The following is a 19,550-nucleotide window of genomic DNA, read 5'->3' as shown; positions in this document are numbered from 1 at the left end:
TCTTAGATAGACAGTTTCTTCACGCGCTTACCACCCCAGATCGCGTTCACAATTGAACGAGTTCCGACAATAGCGGTAAACATAGAAGTAGCGATACCAATCATTAAGGTAACCGCGAAGCCTTTTACAGCACCCGTGCCGACAGCAAATAAGATAAGTGCCGTCATAAAGGTAGTAATGTTAGCATCGGCAATTGTTGAAAATGCATTGCCATAACCTTCATGAATCGCTTGCTGAACGCTTCGACCGTTACGCAGTTCTTCACGAATACGCTCGTAAATAAGTACGTTACCGTCAACCGCCATACCCACTGTTAATACCATACCGGCAATACCAGGAAGCGTTAATACAGCGCCGGGGATCATCGACATCACACCAACAACCATCACTAGGTTAGCTGTTAACGCAAGGTTTGCGATGAGACCAAAGCCACGGTAATAAACCATCATGAAGACAAGAACAACCGCCATACCCCAGATCATTGCTTGAATACCGTTTTGGATATTTTCAGCACCTAAGCTTGGGCCAATGGTACGTTCTTCAACGATATAAACCGGCGCAATCAACGCACCTGCACGAAGTAACAGCGCTAAGTTTTGTGATTCAGCATGTTCAAGGCCGGTGATGACAAAGTTACGACCAAGACGAGCTTGAATCGTGGCGACTGAAATAACTTCTTCAATCTTCTTCATTTTCACGCTGCCGTCAGCGTTCTTATCACCAGTATCTTTATACTCAATGAATAAAGTTGCCATAGGCTTACCTATGTTGTCTTTAGTCACATTTGAGAATATAGAACCACCTTTAGAATCTAGGTTAATAGACACTTGCGGGCGGCTGTACTCATCGTAGCTTGGTTGTGCACCTTGGATATGATCACCCGTTAGCATAACCGCTTTTTTAAGTACAACAGGACCACCTTGACGGCGCTGATAAACTTCAGAACCCGCAGGTACACGACCACTCGCTACCGCTTGAGCGTCTGCACTCTGATCAACCATGTGAAATTCAATTGACGCAGTCGCACTCAAAATCTCTTTTGCGCGAGCCGTGTCTTGAACACCAGGCAGTTCAACAATAATACGTTCAGCACCTTGGCGCTGTACAACAGGCTCAGCCACACCAAGCTCGTTGACACGATTACGTAAGGTTGTAATGTTTTGTTGTAACGCATCTTCCTTGATCTGTTTTAAATAAACGTCACTTGGATTAGCAATAAGGAAATAGTTATCTCCTGTAGAGCGGTCAGTAAAGACCATGTCGTTACTGCGAGACTTAAGGAAGCTTTCTGCATTCGCTAGGGTCTCAGCATCACGAAACTTAATCTCGATACCTTTGGCGCCATTACGAATACCCGCATAGCGAATTTTCTCAGCTCGTAAATCAGTTCTGTAGTCAGCAACTTTGGCTTCAGTCATCTTGCGAACGGCTTCACCCATGTCAACTTCCATTAAGAAGTGAACACCACCACGTAGATCGAGACCCAGTTTCATAGGCGAACCGCCCATAGACTCTAACCATTCTGGTGTTGCTGCCGCTAAGTTAAGCGCTACAGTGAACTTGTCGCCAAGTGCATCAGAAATCGCCTCTTTCGCTAATAATTGATCTTCACCATTATTAACACGAACCAATAATTGACCGTTTTCAAGCTCAGAACGCTTAACAGCGATGCCTTTACTTACTAATACATCATTTACTGCCGACTGAGTCGACGCTGTCACCTCAGCCCCTCGGGTTGCAACCACCTGTACAGCATGGTCCTCACCGAAAAGGTTTGGTATCGCATAGAATGCACCTACGGCGATGATAATCATCACCATTAGGTTTTTCCACATTGGGTATTTATTTAACACGCCATAGCCCTCTTGGCTTAAAGTGACTTAATAGAGCCTTTTGGCAATACAGCCGCAATGTAATCCTTTTTAATAGTGATTTCGCTAGTCTCGTTGATAGCCAACAATACGTAGTCATTCTCATCACTGATTTTGGCTATCTTGCCCAAAATGCCACCGCTAGTCAGCACTTCATCGCCTTTGCTCAAAGAGCCCATTAGGTTCTTGTGCTCTTTTACGCGCTTAGACTGTGGACGGAAAATCATAAAGTAGAAAATCAGGCCAAAAATGACCAACATGAAAATAAGTTCCATAGTGCCGCCAGCGCCGCCTATAGGTGAATCTGCTGCATACGCATTTGAAATAAACATAGTTGTCTCTTCTTATTGTCTGAGTAAAAATTAATCGGTTAATTCAGGAACTTCAGGTACTTCCCGGCCTAGGCTGGTATAGAACTCTGTAACAAAGTCGTCTAATGTACCTGTCTCAATCGCACCACGCAAACCTTCCATCAATCTTTGATAATAACGAAGGTTATGCATGGTGTTTAATCGAGCACCTAGAATCTCATTACAACGATCTAAGTGGTAAAGGTATGCCCGTGAATAGTTCTTACAGGTATAACAATCACACTTATCATCGAGTGGTGCAGTGTCATCACGATGACGTGCATTACGGATCTTGATAACACCTTCACTGGTAAACAAATGACCGTTTCGAGCATTTCGTGTAGGCATAACACAATCAAACATATCTACGCCACGACGTACGCCTTCAACTAAATCCTCTGGTTTACCGACCCCCATCAAGTAGCGTGGTTTATCAGCTGGTATCTTTGGACAAACATGCTCAAGAATGCGGTGCATGTCTTCCTTAGGTTCGCCAACTGCTAAACCACCGACCGCGTATCCATCAAAACCAATGTCGACTAGGCCATTTAGGCTTTCATCGCGCAGGTCTTCATAAACACCACCTTGAATAATGCCGAACAAAGAGTTCGGGTTTTCAAGTTTGTCGAATTCATCACGTGAACGCTGAGCCCAACGTAGAGACATCTGCATCGATTTACGTGCTTCGTCTTCTGTTGCTGGGTATGGCGTGCACTCATCAAAAATCATCACGACATCGCTGCCTAACGAATCTTGGATCTGCATTGATTTTTCTGGATCTAAGAAAATCTTTTCACCATTAATAGGTGAACGGAAATGTACACCCGCCTCGGTGATCTTACGGATGTCGCCCAGGCTAAATACTTGGAATCCACCTGAGTCAGTCAAAATTGGACGCTGCCAGTTCATAAAGTCATGCAGGTCACCATGCTTACGCATGATCTCTTCACCTGGGCGAAGCCATAAGTGAAAAGTATTACCTAGCAGAATATCAGCGCCAGTTTCACGCACTTCTTCAGGCGTCATCCCTTTTACTGTGCCGTAGGTGCCGACTGGCATAAACGCCGGTGTTTCAACGGTACCGCGTTCAAACACTAAACGACCGCGACGTGCGCGACCTTGGGTTGTATCTAATTCAAATTTCATTATTCACCTCGCCAGATAAACAGTCTGACCTGAGTTAACTCGACTATCGAGTTGTAGATTAAGACTAGAGATAAGGGCAAACAAATCAGTATCAACCCTTACCCTCAAAATAAGCACCAAAATGAGGACAAAAAAATACCCACCTCATTTGTATGGGTGGGTATTTTAAAGCATATTTTAGTATTAGTTCGCTTTTTTAGTCACAAACATGGCGTCACCATAGCTAAAGAAGCGGTATTTTTGAGCAATCGCGTGCTGATAGGCGTTTTTTACTTCATCAAAGCCAGCGAAAGCACTCAGTAACATAATCAATGTCGATTCGGGTAGATGAAAATTAGTCAGCATCGCATCGACTATTTGGAACTGATATCCAGGGTAAATAAAGATATCGGTGTCACCCTTAAATGGTTCAAGCTCTGCTAAAGAAGCTTTAGCTGCACTTTCTAAAGAGCGTACTGATGTGGTACCCACGGCAATCACTCGGCAGCCATTTGCTTTAGTGGTTGCAATGAGATCAACCACCTCTTGAGATACTTCGGCCCACTCTGAATGCATTTTATGGTCAAGGATCTCGTCAACGCGTACCGGCTGGAATGTGCCTGCGCCCACGTGCAAGGTAACAAAAGCGGTGTTAACGCCTTTCTCTTTTAGTGCTGCCAGCATTGCATCATCAAAATGCAGTCCAGCGGTTGGCGCAGCGACGGCGCCTGGAGTTTGGTTATAAACGGTTTGATAACGTTCTTTATCGGCATCTTCGTCCGGTCTGTCGATATAAGGTGGCAATGGCATATGGCCGACCTCTTCTAACACCTCAAGTATCGTTTTATCAGACTGCAGTTCTAATTCAAATAGCGTGTCATGACGAGCACACATTTTCATTTCATAACCGCCATCTAAGCAGATAATAGCATCTACCTTAGGGGACTTAGAGCTACGAACATGCGCTAGAATTCGCTTATCATCAAGCATGCGCTCGACTAAGATCTCTAACTTACCACCGGACTGTTTTTTACCAAATAAGCGCGCAGGTATCACGCGGGTATTATTAAATACCATCAAATCACCCGGCTGAACTTGTTCAAGAATCGCAGTAAATTGCAGATCCGCTAATGCACCACTATTACCGTCTAACGATAATAATCTAGAAGCTGTGCGCTCAGGAGTGGGATAACGAGCTATAAGCTCATCAGGAAGTTCAAAAGAAAAGTCTGCAACGCGCATGGAAAGTCTCTACTGTCTTTAAATCGGCCGCTAGTCTATGACTAGAGCAAAATAAGATCAACAATAATGGCACAATAAAGTCCCACTATTGATTTAAACAACCAGTAAAAGCCACTCTAGAGCGGTTGGCGTTAGTTTATGTCACATTTTACTGTGATCGCTGTCTTCCGGAGACTCTTGCGTTTCAATAGCGAGATCTTCAATACGATATCGATGTTGCTCGTAGGGAATATCGACTTCTACTTTTCTGCGAAGGGGCTTCTCTGTACCAGCAAGCTTTTTTGATAACCAGTTCCACATCATCCTTGATCCTCAAACCGTTAATATATGGGAAAATTGCTTCAAAACGATGCACATCCATGAAGCTAACGCTTCACTACAATAATTGTAATAAAGAATTTCCTTCGCATCGCGCTGCATGTTACCGTGAAAGTACTCATATCACCAAGTATAAAATATGAACTTTCTTGCACACTTGCACCTGGCGGATGTTAGCCAAACCTCTTTAGCAGCGAATCTTGCTGGTGATTTTGCTAAAGGCAATATCGAACGTTTTCCGAAACATCTACAACAGGGTATTTGGCTACACCGACAAATAGATAAACTGACAGATACCCACGAACTCACCAAAGAGCTGCACGGAAAATTTCCAAAATCATTGACTCGCGCGGCCCCCATTATCGTTGATATTTGCTTTGACCACATGCTGGCAAAGTATTGGGAAGAATACCACCACCTAAGTTTGAGTGAGTTTTCAACTCATGCGTACAATCAAATTGATGCTTGTGAGCAATTACCTGAACAGTTGCAAAGTATGGCTCCAAAAATGCGCCAAGAAAATTGGTTGGTCGGTTATCAAAGCCGAAAAGGGCTTAACCAAACCCTCGCATCGGTTGCACAACGCGTTTCAAAACCTGAAATATTTAAAGGCGCTCAAGATTGGGCTGAGAAGTTCGATATAGAAATAGAGATCGCATTTCGTACGTTTTATCCTCAGCTCATGGCATACAGCCGTCTTTGGACTCGTAATACCCCACCCGAATATCTATAAGCAGAAACGCCAGTGAATATGATGAGTGACTGAACATCATCATTTTCTACGCCTAGAATACTTTCTCATTTGAATACTTATTGTATGACTCCAACGCTTCCTCCTTTGGGGATCTGGCTTAGCCAAATTAGGGAACCCATTGAGTCACTGGATAGATCAGCCCCATACAAGATTTACATGACATAAGAGGTGGTGAGCTTTTAGCGTTAATAATAGAAAATTATTAATGCTGTGGATTCCAGCGCCATAACTGTCTACTTTTCGTTCAAACACAATAACCCAATCCCCGATTATTGATATTATCCCGCTTAGAAAAGGCCTAGAAGACAATTGTCACTTGTCGCAGAGCATTATTTTGCTAGAATTGCCTCGCAACAGGAGAATTCATGCAAATATTTACCTATCAGCCACCTAATATCCCTTGGTTAGATATCCGTTATGTCGATCGAGACATCATTATCATTAATAAACCGTCAGGATTACTTTCTAATCCTGGGATAGCAAAGAATACCTATGACTGTGCTCTTACTCGAATTCAACAACGATTCAACGATGCAATATTGGTGCACCGTTTAGATTGTGCAACGTCTGGCATCATGGTGTTTGCTCGAAATAAAAAGGCAGAATCAAACCTAAAAACCCAGTTTCAAGACCGGAAGACCAAGAAAACCTATATTGCCGAAGTAAGCGGACATCTCAACGATGCTGAAGGAGTGATAGAACTGTCGTTAGCGGCTGATAAAACCAATCCACCCAAGCAGCAAGTGAGTGAAAATGGCAAGGTCGCAATCACCCATTATCAAACTCTTGAAGTGAGAGCCAATAGTACTTTGTTAATGCTAAAACCCGTGACAGGCCGCACACATCAACTTCGCGTTCATATGCTTGCGATGGGTAACACCATTTTAGGTGATGATTTTTATGGAAATAAGCAGGTAATTGAGGCCGCACCCAGATTAAAATTGCATGCTCAAGAGCTCAGTTTTACCCACCCCTACACAGGTAAAAAGACTTTATTTCGCAGTTATTGTTCTTTTTAAGCTTCAAATGCTATCCAATAATTAAGGGGCACTTGCCCCCCTATTTTATCCAACAATCAATTCACTGGCACTTATACAACACTCTTAAATAAAGTATTTATAGTCAGTGCTTATGCTGCTTCAGCCTTAGTCGCCGTGTAATAACACAAGCTGGAATTACAGAACATTAGCTCATTACTTGCCGTGAGCATAAAATACTCACCGAAAATGTTACCGCCCTTATCCTCTAGCTTCACACCATCAGCCGACTCTTTTGAGATCATCTCATCTAAGCTGTGGCAACCATCGTTGTACCAAGTCTCTAGATAATAAGTATCCGCTAGCTTATAAACAGTGATGTTATCACCTAGCAGTGGTCTCTCATCAACCCAACGTCCAATCACCTCTCTGGTCTCAAGATCCGTATCTTGCCAAAATAAACGCCTACGCTTTTCGACTACCGACATTTCTATCTCCTTGAGTTTTGCTCTATTCTCAATTTGAATAACTTTTTTTGTTCCATTACTCACAACAGCCATCGACTTCACTACCCCAAACGGTTAACTTGTAAAATAATTGTTATTAAAATCAATCGTTGAAACAATGTTTTCAACAAAAATACCCATTATCTCTACAATCAAATTGTATCGCACATTAAAAATAAAAACGCGATATAAGTCACTTTATATGCATAACTTTAGTAAACCTGAATAAAAAGGCAAGTACAACAAACCGTAACCACTTTTTTTAGCCATCAACGCAATAAGTTGATATAACTTTGTTTGAATACAAAAGCTAAAATAGGGTTTCGAGTCAGCTAACGCTATTACGCTCCATTTATAGGACCGATAATGAAACTTAATCGCAGACACTTTTTAAAAACAGCGAGTCTTGCTGCAGCAAGCTTTGCGACATCATCTTTTTCAGCAACAGAGAATTCAGTTCCTCGCCCTCCCTCGCTAGGGAGCAGTGTTATGGGGTTAGTTGTTCCAAAAATGGAAACGGTAAGAGTCGGTTTTATTGGTGTTGGGCAGCGCGGTTCAGGACATGTACAACACTTTTGCCGCTTAGAAGGCGTTGAAATAGTAGCAATATGCGATACCAATCCTTTGGTGTTAGACAAGTCCATCGAGTTTGTAAAGCAGCAAGGCTTCAAGGCACCAGCGCGCCACACTGGCAGTGAACGAGCTTACCTAGAACTACTAAGCCGCAAAGATATCGACATGGTGATCATTTCTACGCCATGGGAATGGCATGCCCCTATGGCCATCGATACTATGGAAAGCGGGAAACATGCCTTTGTAGAAGTACCACTCGCTCTTACCGTCGAAGAGTGCTGGCAAATCGTCAACACCGCGGAAAAGACCCAGAAGAACTGCATGATGATGGAAAATGTAAACTACGGCCGTGATGAGTTAATGGTGCTCAATATGGTTCGTCAGGGAGTATTTGGCGAGCTCCTGCATGGTGAGGCAGCTTATATCCATGAACTGCGCTGGCAAATGAAAGAGATAAACCAAAAAACAGGCTCATGGCGTACCTACTGGCATACTAAAAGAAATGGCAATCTATATCCGACCCACGGCTTAGGCCCGGTATCGCAGTATATGAACATTAACCGCGGTGACCGTTTCGACTACTTGACCTCAATGAGTTCTCCAGCGTTAGGCCGAGCATTGTACGCTCAACGAGAGTTTCCTGAAGATCATGAACGCAATCAGCTTAATTATATCAACGGCGACATTAACACCAGTCTTATTAAAACTGCCAAAGGCCGTACCATTATGGTACAGCATGATACGACAACCCCGAGGCCTTACAGTCGTCATAATTTAATTCAAGGCACTAACGGTGTGTTCGCTGGATTCCCAAATCGTATTGCGATTGAAAAAAATGGCAATGGTAACTTCCATCAATGGGATAGGGACATGGCTCCGTGGTATGACAAATACGACCACCCCCTTTGGCAGCGAATGGGCCAAGAGGCTGAAAAAAATGGCGGCCATGGTGGTATGGACTTTTTAATGCTTTGGAGAATGGTTTATTGCCTCAGAAACGGAGAAGCACTCGATCAGGATGTATACGATGGTGCAGCATGGTCTATGGTCAATGTTCTCAGTGAAGCATCAGTCAACAACCGCAGTAACTCGGTTAACTTCCCAGATTTCACTCGTGGTGGCTGGAAAACGGGTAAGCCATTGGGGATCATTGGCGCATAAAGCTATACCATCAACTTATTCACTTATAGAATAATAAATGCAATACATAAAAAAGCCCCGTAACTAAGTCACGGGGCTTTTTTTACACTGTGATTTAACCCAGCGGTATAATACTCACCGTATTAGCCCTATTTTCTTTCCGCGGCTTCACATGCGGCGGCAGTAAATAGAACGTCAGTAGAACTGTTCAAACCAGTTTCAGCAGAATCTTGAATCACACCAATGATAAAGCCGACTGCTACAACCTGCATCGCAACGTCATTGGAGATCCCAAATAAGCTGCATGCCAGTGGAATAAGTAGCAATGAACCACCCGCAACTCCAGATGCCCCACAAGCAGAGACCGCGGCAACAACGCTGAGTAATATGGCGGTTAAGATATCAACTTGAACACCCATGGTATGCACAGCGGCAAGCGTTAAGATGGTAATCGTTATCGCCGCACCGCCCATGTTAATCGTCGCACCTAAAGGAATCGATACTGAATAGGTATCCTCATGTAGCTTAAGCTTGTCACACAACGCCATATTAACTGGAATATTCGCAGCACTTGAGCGAGTAAAGAACGCTGTCACGCCACTTTCACGCAAGCAAGTGAATACCAACGGATATGGATTACGGCGGATCTTGTAGTAAACAATCGCAGGGTTAACCACTAACGCCATGATTGCCATCGCACCGAGTAATACTGCAAGTAGTTGTGCATAACCTGCGATCGCTTCAAAGCCCGTTGCTGCAAATGTTGCTGACACCAAACCGAATATACCAATAGGGGCTAAGCGGATAATGAAGCGTACCATTTGTGAAACGCCATGGCTTACATCGGCAAAGACCTGTTTGGTTGAATCACTCGCGTGATGCAAGGCTAAACCGAGTCCGACGCCCCAAGCAAGAATACCAATATAGTTACCGGTCATTAGCGCGTTAACTGGGTTATCGACCAATTTAAAGAGCAAAGTATTGATCACTTCACCGATCCCTTCAGGTGGAGTCGCACCTTCAGCACCGGTAACTAATACCAATGTGGTAGGGAATGCAAAGCTCATCAGTACCGCTGTTAACGCCGCACAAAAGGTACCAAACAGATAAAGCACCACAATAGGACGCATATTTGTTTTGGCGTTCTTTTTTTGATTCGCGATAGAAGCTGCAACGAGAATGAACACTAGGATAGGCGCGATTGCCTTTAGCGCTCCAACGAAAAGTTCACCAAGAAAAGCGACACTTTCTGCGCCACTTTTTGATACTGTCGCGAGCACGACACCGGCAATAATACCGGCTAGAATTTGTAGCACGAGATTGCTGTTTGCCAACTTGCCAAACAGTGATGTTTTTTGATTCATTACTTAACCTATCATTATAATTTTTAGTATGTATCAATTTGATTTAAGGGTTCTCAGCAAAATGGTAAGCCTTAAATAAAATTAATCTTCCTTCCACACTGTTTGTATCGGATGTGACCATAGTTGTCTACCTTTGGTAGACATTTAGCCTTGGATATTACTCAGAGATAGCATCTTACTAACAAGCTACTAAACATTAGCGATGACTTGTACTTTATTGGCGCCGCGTAACATCGCGTCAATAAGCTCATGGGCATCGAATTTCGTGAGCGCTTCATCAGCACCCACTTGATGAGCCTGACTCACACTGATCTCACTCGATAACGACGTATGTAAGATAATATAAGCATCGGCAATCGCCGGATTATTCTTAACCTCAAATGCCAATTCATAACCATCTAGGCCAGGCATTTCAATATCGCTAACCAGAATATCAATCGCCTGACCACTTTTTTCAGCTTGCTGCATAATCGAGAGAGCATGTTGACCATCGGCGGTAACCTGATAAGGGATATTGATGCTATCAAGTGCGTCAGACAACTGTTTACGTGCCACCATCGAGTCATCAACAAGCAAAATGTGTAAAGGCTTGAGACGCTCTCGCTGTACATCCGTCAATATCGCTCTTGTGGTTTCTGGACTTGCTGGAAAGACTTTTGACAGTAATAGCTCTACGTCTAGTAATTGCACTAACTTATCGTCAATACGTGTCACACCCGTCAAAAAGGCATTTTTGCCTAAATTATTCGGAGGCGCTTCTATATCTCGCCAGTTACATTCGATGATTTTATCGATAGCTCGAACCAGGAAACCGATCACCATACGTTGGCAGTCCGTAATGATAATGTAGCAATCTTTACGCTCCTGTTCCGATATAGGCCGATAACCCACTGCAGCAGCCATATCAACAACAGGAATAGTGGTGCCACGTATTGTTGCGGCACCTAAAATAGTGGGATGAGAGTGAGGTATGACACTCAATGGACTGTAAGGCACCAACTCACGCACCTTTAATGTTCCCAGCGCAAACAACTGAGTATATGACAGCTGAAACAATAATAACCCTTGAGCTTGCTTTGCCTTACTTTTCATTATACTGCCGTCTCTTTTAATAAATCCATCTTGCTGGCGGATCCCAGATTACCCCGGGTAAACTTTACCCCAATCATATTAAACTCTCAATTAAAGCTGTGACTCAATGGGTAGCAATGCGATGCAATCGACTAAAAACTTACGCCAAAGGCCAGCATCGGGTTCGGTATATATTTCTCGCTGTTTCGAATCATCATGCCAGACGATTTCTTCATCTCTAATTGACAGTCGATAAGTATTTGCAGCTAAGCTTTCCTCTATGCCATTAACCACCTCACTTGCAAGCTCACGATTGCGAATAATGAGGCCCATTTCAGTATTCAGCCATGCAGAGCGAGGGTCAAAATTAAAAGAGCCAACAAATAGAGAGTCTCTATCGATAATAAACGTTTTGGCATGCAGACTACTCTTTGAGCTTCCCGTCCAACTACTGCTTCGTTTCAGCTCTAGGTTGGCCTTAACTTCAAATATTCTCACCCCAGATTCTAATAACCGCTGCCGGTAAGTCCGATACCCAGCGTGTACTGCCAACACATCCGTTGCCGCAAGGCTATTGGTTAGTATGGTAACCTTAATGCCCTTTTCGACCGCTGCAATTAAGTTATTAGCGCCTGCTCGAGTGGGCACGAAATACGGTGATACAATAAGGACCTCTTGACTCGCTTGTGATAGAAACGCCCCTAAATCGGCCAAAATATTATCAGAGTCTAATTGATGGTTTTGTTTATCCGGTTGATCATAAATTAGTGTTGCCTGCCCCCAATACCAAGGTAATGAGTGGTTTTCCATCTTCTGTAATAACTGGCTGCTTAACAAACGTTTTACGTACGGATTATCTTGATACTCGGCTTTAGCATTATCAACCACCGTCATTGCCTGCGCTAACTCCTGCTCAGTCACTTTACGCTCAGCAAGCGCATTGATTTCAACCGTTAAAGGCGCATTCCAATACAAATCAAATTGGTCCGATACTTCATCAACGGCTTCGCCAATGGTCATCAAGTCAAAATCACCAAAATCGACATCGCTATGGTTAGAAAAATACTCATTGCCAATATTGCGGCCACCCACTACGGTAATTGTATTATCAACGGTTAGGGACTTATTATGCATACGATGATTTAAACGAGAAAAACTGCCGATAAATGCGAGATTTCTAAAATATCGTTCAAATGAGGGATTGTATAACCGAACATCAATATTGTTGTGCATTGCCAATAACAGTAGCGTGTTATCTGCATCCTTAGTCGCCATATCATCGAGCAGTATTCTCACTCTGACACCGCGTTCAGCTGCATCCATTAGATGCCACAACAACAACCTCCCTGACTCATCAGCACGGTAAATATAGTATTGCAGATCGATACTCGTCGTTGCAGCATTAACCAATACTAACCTTGCGATTAAAGCATCTACACCATCACTCAATGGCACCACGCCCGTCAAATTAGGATTAGCTTGAAGATCGGCTGCCACATATTGGGAAAGTACTGATTGAGTTTGTTTAGAAAGCTTAAATGTAGATGTTTTATCAGGGTATAGAGGGGATGTCTGGCAGCCAATAGCATGATGGCTGTCCAGATAAACATTGATTTGATTGATAAGCTTTTAAGCAATCCGATTGCTTTCATTAAATAACTTCAGTCGTTAACTAGTATCTATTCTTGTAACGCATAAAGCACATCAAATGCAAATTGATCCCAACCATCGGCACTAAATGCAATATCACGTATGGCTCTTATCTGGCTCACGGCGTGCAATGGTGCTGCGCCGTTGTCCATTAAGTAATAGGCCATAATCAGGCCTGTTCTATCTTTACCTGAGCGGCAATGGATAAGAACTGTTTTATTTTGTGCTTCGCATTCTCTGATGTAAGCCAGTGCTTTTGGCACTTGTTCGACACAGAACTCAAGATCCCCAGCTTCTGGCGGCGCATTACGCGAAAAGGGAATGCACTGGTATTCGATGTTAATCGAAGCAAAATCAGTATCTTCACATGACTCGCCATTATTAACTGAAAGAATGGCATCGATGCCCTCTTCTTTCAATTCAGATAAGTCCCAAGCGTCTTTATTGGGACCGCTGCGTCCTGCAATTTGTCCTTCTACTAACCAAAATAGGTGCTGCATACTTTTTCCTAAATACATTATTAGTGTTAAACGAAGTGAAATTTACAATGGCGACTTACTTTTTTGACCAAAGTTCTGTGTTTGCCTGAGGCATTTTATTGCGATGTTTCTTACCGCTACCCGCTGGTTTTGCCATCGGTTTCTCTACACGTGATGGACAATCTTCAGGAGCCTCTTCATCGGCTTCAAAACCGAGATGTTGTTCACGTTCAAGCCTTAACTTGTTCTTTTTCTCAATCACTGCGAAATGCTGGTATTCATCGTGAGAAATCAATGATAGTGCTATACCCGCTTCGCCAGCACGGCCACTTCGACCAATACGGTGCATGTAATCGGCAGGGCTACGTGGGAGCTCATAGTTAATCACAATAGGCAGTTTTTCAATATCAATACCGCGCGCTGCAATGTCTGTCGCAATAAGCACCCGGATCTCACCTCGTTTAAAACCATCGAGTACTCGAGTTCTTGTGCCTTGGGCTTTATCACTGTGGAAGATTTCGGCCTTGATCCCTGCATTATCGAGCTTATGTGCTAAACGATCGCAGGTATACTTTGCACTGGCAAAGATTAAGATTTGTTGCCAATCATTCTCTTTAATCAGTTGAACTAACAAAGGCGTTTTACGGTTACGATTAACCGTGATAACACGCTGAACCAAGGTGTTTTCTTCTTGGCTTTGCAGTTGAACATCTACAGGGTTATTAAGTAATGATTGGGTCAGTGACGTCACTTCTTCAGGAAAGGTCGCTGAAAACAGTAACGTTTGCTTTTTAGCTGGCAGTTTTTCAAGTAACGCCGTTAACTCTTCAGTAAAGCCTAGGCTCAGCATTCGATCAGCTTCATCGAGGACAAGCGTGCTCACTTTATCGAGCTTAACCGCATTGCTTGAGATCAAGTCGAGTAGGCGCCCAGGCGTCGCTACAAGAATGTCTGCACCGCCGCGTAAACTCAGCATTTGGGTATTAGTTGAAACACCACCGAAAACCGCAAGTACTTTTAGATTAGGCTTAATATTTTGGGCATATCGCATAAAACTGTCAGCGACTTGCTGCGCCAATTCTCGAGTCGGAACCAACACCAAACTAGAAACAACATTGCCTTGCTTACTTTGCTTTGATGACTTAGCGAGCAGTTGAATAATCGGCAATGCAAACGCGGCCGTTTTTCCAGAACCTGTGATCGCGCCACCTAACACATCTCGACCCGCGATAACGGCTGGAATAGTGCTTTGCTGAATAGCCGTTGGAGACTGATAATCCAATGCTTTAAGCGTTTCTAATAGCTCGGGGATCAACCCTAACTCCGTAAAAGAACGGTGATTCGCTGTAGTATCCACTGAGGTTGAAGCGGCTGTCGTTACTGGATCTGGCTGAGTCATATTTACGGGCGTTGCCTAATCAAAAATAAGGGCGTTATTCTACGCTAATATCGCTTCAAAAGCTTTTATTTGATGGTAAATACCGTTAACGAGCACTGACTTTTGGTCAATATGGGTCTTAAACATTATTTAAATAGACTGATCCCTTCCATTTGTAACAACTTTTGCTTAAGTGCAATACCATAGGCATAGCCCGTTAATTTACCATTTTTGCCTATCACCCGATGGCAAGGCACTATAATGGCGATGGGATTAGCGCCATTAGCGGTGCCGACCGCTCTCACCGCTTTAGGTCGAGCTATTTGGGTTGCTATATCCGCGTAACTGCATGTTTCACCATAGCGAAGTTGACTTAAAGCTTGCCAAACTTGCTTTTGAAAGTCAGTCCCTTGTGGTGCCAGAGCCACACTAAATTGCTGCCGTTCCCCTGCTAAATATTCAAGCAGTTCACGCTTTGCTTGGTTTAGGTGTGACTTTGCAGTCGTTAATGATTGGAGCTCTGTTGTGGCGTCAAACGTCAACTCTCTTGTCTTCCAATCATCAGCTGCTTGCGGAATAAAATTTAGATGAGAAATGCCTGATGCATTGGCACAGAGCGAGATAACACCCACGCGAGTATCAAAATTGAGTTTTGCTAATGGTGCAACATTTTTCATGATAAATTCCACAATTGAAAGGTTAAATAACTACCCCACGGGCTTACGGTATTGGCGATATCTTTTGTCAGTACGCCGTAATCGATTGCAGTCGGTACAGATGTTTCGCTATGCTGTTGATACAGAGTTAACACTCGTTTCTTAACAACCAAGTCACCACACAATAAGACGTCTGGGTTACTCGCTCCGCGCATTTGTGCATAAGCAACGGTCCAAGGACCAATTCCTTTAATAGATATCCAATCGTTAATATCAGCATTGGGGTTTTGATTTACAAACCCGCCTAATGCATTAAGTGCTAATTTCCTTGCACCAGGCATCTTTAACTCATCCAAACTCGCGTTAGCTATCACCTCCGCGGTGGGAAATAAAATAACCTCTTTATCACTAATCATGCGCTTTTCACCGTAGGCAAGTACTAACTGATTCAACAACTTTGAGGCTTGAATAATGCTAACCTGCTGTCCAAGAACTGCCCGACATCCGGCTTCGAAGGTTGACCAAGTACTCGGTAATCGCAATCCAGGGATCATTTTTTGTTGCAATGGCGCTAACAAATACAGTACTTGCTCTATCGCCTGCATATTGGCATCAAGATCTAAAACCCTTTTAATATTAGCGATGATAGCGTTAAGTTCTACAAGGCCTTGTTCATTTTCAAGTACAATATCAACGTTAAAACTATTACGCGCTTTATTATGCTCGGCATCGAAGTAACCACTCACCCCATTAGTGGTAAAGCTGCGGCCGTAATGATGATTGCCCTCCAGCCACTCCATTTTACAGACAGCCCTAACTTGATAAAAATCATGCTGTTGTTGCCATGCAAATGGCGGACGATAATACAACTCGACGCTCAGTTTTATCGGCTCTATAGAACGGGGAACCGCCAAATGACTATTTGCTGTAGACGAATTCGCATCTGCAGATATAACCTGCTTTCTAAATGTGGATGGCGTTAATTTCAATGTTTGTTTAAAAACCTCGTTAAAGCGACGAATACTATTAAAACCAGCGGCAAGCCCCACTTGAGTGATACTTAGCTCTGTTTGATGCAATAACTGTTTAGCAAACATCAGCTGTCTGTACTGCGCATATTGTTTAACGGAAGTGCCGACCCCTTCGGTAAAAAGCTTGCGTAAATAGCGACTACTTACCCCCAAACGTTCTGACAGCTGCTCAATACTTATTGCATCCGCTCCGGTAAGCGCTCCCATATTAATCAAAGAAACTGCTCTTTCTAATGTTGTCGCGACACCTTTCCACGCAAATGAGCCCGGTGCACTGTCGGGACGGCAGCGTAAACAAGGCCTGAGACCTGCATTTGCCGCTTTTAATGGAGAATCAAAATAACGCACATTCTCCTCTTTTGGACTCACTGCGGGGCAAATACTACGGCAGTATATGCCGGTGGTCAGCACACCAGTAAAAAACTGACCATCAAATCGAGCATCTCGTGCAAGCCTCGCTTTTCGGCAAACATCACTGGCGATAGTACAATCGTGATTGACCATTGTTCTTCCGTATTTGTCTTAGCGATAAATGAATATTACCCAAACAAAGCCTTTACCACTAGCGGAAAACGGAACTGAATATAAATTCTGTTTTCTTGCCCTTACATCTTCAATTCCGAGTATGCTAACCCGACTAAGCAACATTTTTACAAACCATCAATAACAACTGAGACATTACATGTTTAAGAGATTTGAATCCTGGGTCAATGCTCTGCCCCCAGAAGAACCAGAACAGCCTCCTAAAGGGATATACGCCTTTTGTCGTCATTACACCAAGGGGTTTGAAGTTCCGTTAATCATTATGTCTATTTTAACGGCACTGCTGGCAATATTAGAGGTGTCTTTATTTGGATTTATGGGTGATTTGGTCGACATATTAATCAATAGTGATCCTGAAACACTGTTTGAAAAAGAGGGCATGAAGTTACTCGGCATGACCATTCTGGTATTAGTCGTTATCCCATCACTTGTCTTATTACACGCATTAATTGTTTACCAAGGGCTACTGGGTAATTACCCCATGTCCATTCGCTGGCTGGCTCACCGTTACTTGCTCAAACAAAGTGTGTCTTTTTATCAAAATGACTTTGCCGGTCGAATTGCCACTAAAGTTATGCAGACTTCACTTGCTGTAAGAGAAACCGTCACTAAGTTGCTCGATGTGCTGGTGTATATTTTAGTGTATTTCACCTCTATGGTCGTGATGATGGCAAAAGCCGACTTGAGATTAATGTTGCCAATGCTTGTTTGGCTGTTGGTCTACATTGTTTTACAAATAAAGTTTTTACCTAAACTTAAAAAAGTATCAACGGAACAAGCTGATGCTCGCTCAACCATGACTGGTCGCATTGTCGATAGTTATACCAACATTGCCACGGTCAAATTATTCTCTCACACCCAACAAGAAGCTGAGTACGCAAAAGGCAGCATGAAAACCTTCCTGCATGCCGTTTATCGTCAAATGCGCCTAGTGACTTGGATAAATGTTAGCGTGCAGATAATTAACTACATGTTGGCGTTTAGTATTGCTGCGGTCTCTATTTGGCTATGGAGTGATAGCGCCATTACTGTTGGGGCTATCGCCGTTGCCATAAGCTTGTCTTTACGCCTTAACGGTATGTCTCAATGGATAATGTGGGAAATAAGCTCTCTCTTTGAAAATATCGGCACTGTTGCAGATGGCATTAATACGTTGTCAAAACCAACTGAAATAACCGATATTGATAATGCGCCAGACCTAACTGTTGATAAAGGCAGCATCGACTTTAATGACGTAAGTTTTCACTACGGTGAAAGCACTGCTGTTATTGACAAGTTAGAACTCAATATCAAAGCAGGGGAAAAAGTGGGCTTAGTTGGCCGCTCTGGTGCCGGTAAATCAACGTTAGTGAACTTGCTAATGCGCTTTCATGATGTTGAGGCAGGAAAGATTCTTATTGATAAACAAGATATAACCCAAGTCACTCAAGATTCACTACGAGCGCATATTGGTATGGTTACCCAGGATACCTCCCTACTCCACCGCTCAATTAGGGATAATATTCTTTACGGCAACCCTGATGCGTCTGAAGAGGAATTAACCAGTGCAATCAAGAACTCACAAGCCTATGAGTTCATTCAAGGCCTAAGCGATCCTGAAGGCAACGTAGGGCTTGATGCACAAGTTGGTGAACGCGGCGTAAAATTATCGGGCGGTCAACGCCAGCGAGTCGCGATTGCACGCGTACTGCTAAAAAATGCGCCAATTTTATTACTTGATGAAGCGACATCAGCGTTAGATTCAGAAGTAGAAGCTGCAATTCAAGAAAGTTTATACCAGTTAATGGAAGGGAAAACGGTGATTGCGATTGCACACCGCTTATCGACTATTGCTGCAATGGATAGATTGATAGTGCTTGATAAGGGCAAAATTGTTGAACAAGGTAGCCATCAAGAACTTATTCGTTCTGATGGGATCTACGCCCAGCTATGGGCTCACCAAACAGGTGGTTTCTTAGGGGTTAAATAACCAACTCTCTAGTTATAGTGTCAGCAATTTACATCCTATAAGTAAAGCCACCGTCTGAGGTGGCTTTACTTTATGAGCAATAAGCCATGAGGATTTGAAGTTACACGCCTAATTTATTTTTCTTGAAAGAGAACATACCCACTCTATGCGCACTAAACATATCTGAGATAACAAGACATTGATCTTAAAATGAATAATAAAGGATAGTGATGTGACGCAAGAGTATATTGAGAGACTTCTATCGTTGTCATACATTCAGGTTCATTCTCAATTTATAGGCACAAAAAAACCACCTTTAGGTGGTTTCTAGTATTTATCAACTTAATGATAGAAATGGTGGAGCCTAGCGGGATCGAACCGCTGACCTCAACACTGCCAGTGTTGCGCTCTCCCAACTGAGCTAAGGCCCCATTTCATACAAACAGTATAAAATCGTAAATATTGGTATCCCCTAGGGGATTCGAACCCCTGTTACCGCCGTGAAAGGGCGGTGTCCTAGGCCTCTAGACGAAGGGGACCCGGACATATTGTTTTACTTCTAATATAACGAAGA

17 protein-coding genes and 2 tRNA genes are annotated in these 19,550 nt (G+C 43.3%); 4 read left to right on the top strand and 15 right to left on the bottom strand.

The genetic code is table 11. From position 1 onward, the window contains the following. Positions 1 to 2 precede the first annotated feature (2 nt). The 5 genes from secD to L2729_RS13885 all read right to left on the bottom strand — a co-directional run bounded on the left by secD (position 3) and on the right by L2729_RS13885 (position 4,891). On the bottom strand, positions 3 to 1,853 hold the full coding sequence (gene secD, locus L2729_RS13905; RefSeq protein ID WP_248988804.1) for a protein translocase subunit SecD: 1,851 nt from the start codon (positions 1,851 to 1,853) through the stop codon (positions 3 to 5). Positions 1,854 to 1,870: 17 nt separating this feature from the next. After that, positions 1,871 to 2,203, bottom strand: a complete 333-nt coding sequence (gene yajC, locus L2729_RS13900) for a preprotein translocase subunit YajC (protein WP_101089060.1) — start codon at positions 2,201 to 2,203, stop codon at positions 1,871 to 1,873. A gap of 30 nt (positions 2,204 to 2,233) precedes the next feature. Beyond that, complete coding sequence (gene tgt / locus L2729_RS13895; RefSeq protein ID WP_248988803.1) at positions 2,234 to 3,367, bottom strand: tRNA guanosine(34) transglycosylase Tgt; 1,134 nt, start codon at positions 3,365 to 3,367, stop codon at positions 2,234 to 2,236. A gap of 183 nt (positions 3,368 to 3,550) precedes the next feature. Beyond that, positions 3,551 to 4,588: a tRNA preQ1(34) S-adenosylmethionine ribosyltransferase-isomerase QueA gene (queA, locus tag L2729_RS13890; RefSeq protein WP_248988802.1), complete on the bottom strand. Its 1,038-nt coding sequence runs from the start codon at positions 4,586 to 4,588 to the stop codon at positions 3,551 to 3,553. 141 nt (positions 4,589 to 4,729) lie between these two features. Then, entirely contained in the window at positions 4,730 to 4,891 is a 162-nt protein-coding gene (locus tag L2729_RS13885; protein WP_248988801.1) for a hypothetical protein, read from the bottom strand. A 154-nt stretch (positions 4,892 to 5,045) separates the two neighbouring features. On the opposite strand from L2729_RS13885, the gene L2729_RS13880 reads away from it, so the two are divergent. Together L2729_RS13880 and L2729_RS13875 are read left to right on the top strand one after the other, a co-directional pair. Next, entirely contained in the window at positions 5,046 to 5,639 is a 594-nt protein-coding gene (locus tag L2729_RS13880) for an acyl carrier protein phosphodiesterase (RefSeq protein WP_248988800.1), read from the top strand. A gap of 386 nt (positions 5,640 to 6,025) precedes the next feature. After that, positions 6,026 to 6,679 (top strand): pseudouridine synthase, encoded by a 654-nt coding sequence (locus L2729_RS13875; RefSeq protein WP_248988799.1) that lies wholly within the window; start codon positions 6,026 to 6,028, stop codon positions 6,677 to 6,679. A gap of 110 nt (positions 6,680 to 6,789) precedes the next feature. Here the strand turns inward: L2729_RS13875 and L2729_RS13870 are convergent, their stop codons facing one another. After that, complete coding sequence (locus L2729_RS13870) at positions 6,790 to 7,125, bottom strand: hypothetical protein (protein WP_308303198.1); 336 nt, start codon at positions 7,123 to 7,125, stop codon at positions 6,790 to 6,792. A gap of 381 nt (positions 7,126 to 7,506) precedes the next feature. On the opposite strand from L2729_RS13870, the gene L2729_RS13865 reads away from it, so the two are divergent. Further along, complete coding sequence (locus tag L2729_RS13865; protein ID WP_248988888.1) at positions 7,507 to 8,877, top strand: Gfo/Idh/MocA family protein; 1,371 nt, start codon at positions 7,507 to 7,509, stop codon at positions 8,875 to 8,877. Positions 8,878 to 9,005: 128 nt separating this feature from the next. Here L2729_RS13865 and sstT read toward each other — a convergent pair whose 3' ends face one another. The 7 genes from sstT to L2729_RS13830 form a co-directional block, all read right to left on the bottom strand. Then, positions 9,006 to 10,220 carry a serine/threonine transporter SstT gene (sstT, locus tag L2729_RS13860; protein ID WP_248988797.1) on the bottom strand — a complete coding sequence of 405 codons (1,215 nt, stop codon included), beginning with the start codon at positions 10,218 to 10,220 and terminating at the stop codon, positions 9,006 to 9,008. A gap of 189 nt (positions 10,221 to 10,409) precedes the next feature. Continuing rightward, positions 10,410 to 11,312, bottom strand: coding sequence for a chemotaxis protein (locus L2729_RS13855; RefSeq protein WP_248988796.1), 903 nt, complete (start codon positions 11,310 to 11,312; stop codon positions 10,410 to 10,412). A 90-nt stretch (positions 11,313 to 11,402) separates the two neighbouring features. After that, positions 11,403 to 12,788, bottom strand: coding sequence for a phospholipase D family protein (locus L2729_RS13850; RefSeq protein WP_248988795.1), 1,386 nt, complete (start codon positions 12,786 to 12,788; stop codon positions 11,403 to 11,405). Positions 12,789 to 12,970: 182 nt separating this feature from the next. Then, a complete protein-coding gene (locus tag L2729_RS13845; protein WP_248988794.1) occupies positions 12,971 to 13,441 on the bottom strand; it encodes a phosphatase domain-containing protein in 471 nt (156 codons plus the stop codon). A gap of 55 nt (positions 13,442 to 13,496) precedes the next feature. Beyond that, positions 13,497 to 14,819 (bottom strand): DEAD/DEAH box helicase, encoded by a 1,323-nt coding sequence (locus L2729_RS13840; protein WP_248988793.1) that lies wholly within the window; start codon positions 14,817 to 14,819, stop codon positions 13,497 to 13,499. Between the two features lie 125 nt (positions 14,820 to 14,944). Continuing rightward, positions 14,945 to 15,475 carry a methylated-DNA--[protein]-cysteine S-methyltransferase gene (locus tag L2729_RS13835; RefSeq protein WP_248988792.1) on the bottom strand — a complete coding sequence of 177 codons (531 nt, stop codon included), beginning with the start codon at positions 15,473 to 15,475 and terminating at the stop codon, positions 14,945 to 14,947. Next, positions 15,472 to 16,989 (bottom strand): AlkA N-terminal domain-containing protein, encoded by a 1,518-nt coding sequence (locus tag L2729_RS13830; RefSeq protein ID WP_248988791.1) that lies wholly within the window; start codon positions 16,987 to 16,989, stop codon positions 15,472 to 15,474. The genes L2729_RS13835 and L2729_RS13830 overlap by 4 nt, the downstream gene beginning before the upstream one ends. A 178-nt stretch (positions 16,990 to 17,167) precedes the next feature. Here L2729_RS13830 and L2729_RS13825 point away from each other — a divergent pair, with 178 nt between their 5' ends. After that, positions 17,168 to 18,997: an ABC transporter ATP-binding protein gene (locus L2729_RS13825; RefSeq protein WP_248988790.1), complete on the top strand. Its 1,830-nt coding sequence runs from the start codon at positions 17,168 to 17,170 to the stop codon at positions 18,995 to 18,997. A 334-nt stretch (positions 18,998 to 19,331) separates the two neighbouring features. Here the strand turns inward: L2729_RS13825 and L2729_RS13820 are convergent. Beyond that, a tRNA-Ala gene (locus tag L2729_RS13820) sits at positions 19,332 to 19,407 on the bottom strand. Positions 19,408 to 19,439: 32 nt separating this feature from the next. Beyond that, a tRNA-Glu gene (locus L2729_RS13815) sits at positions 19,440 to 19,515 on the bottom strand. Between the last annotated feature and the right edge of the window lie 35 nt (positions 19,516 to 19,550).

This window comes from Shewanella gelidimarina (assembly GCF_023283945.1).
Classification (GTDB): domain Bacteria; phylum Pseudomonadota; class Gammaproteobacteria; order Enterobacterales; family Shewanellaceae; genus Shewanella; species Shewanella gelidimarina.
Note: the sequence above shows the minus strand (reverse complement) of the source record. Positions and strands in the feature narration are given on the sequence as shown.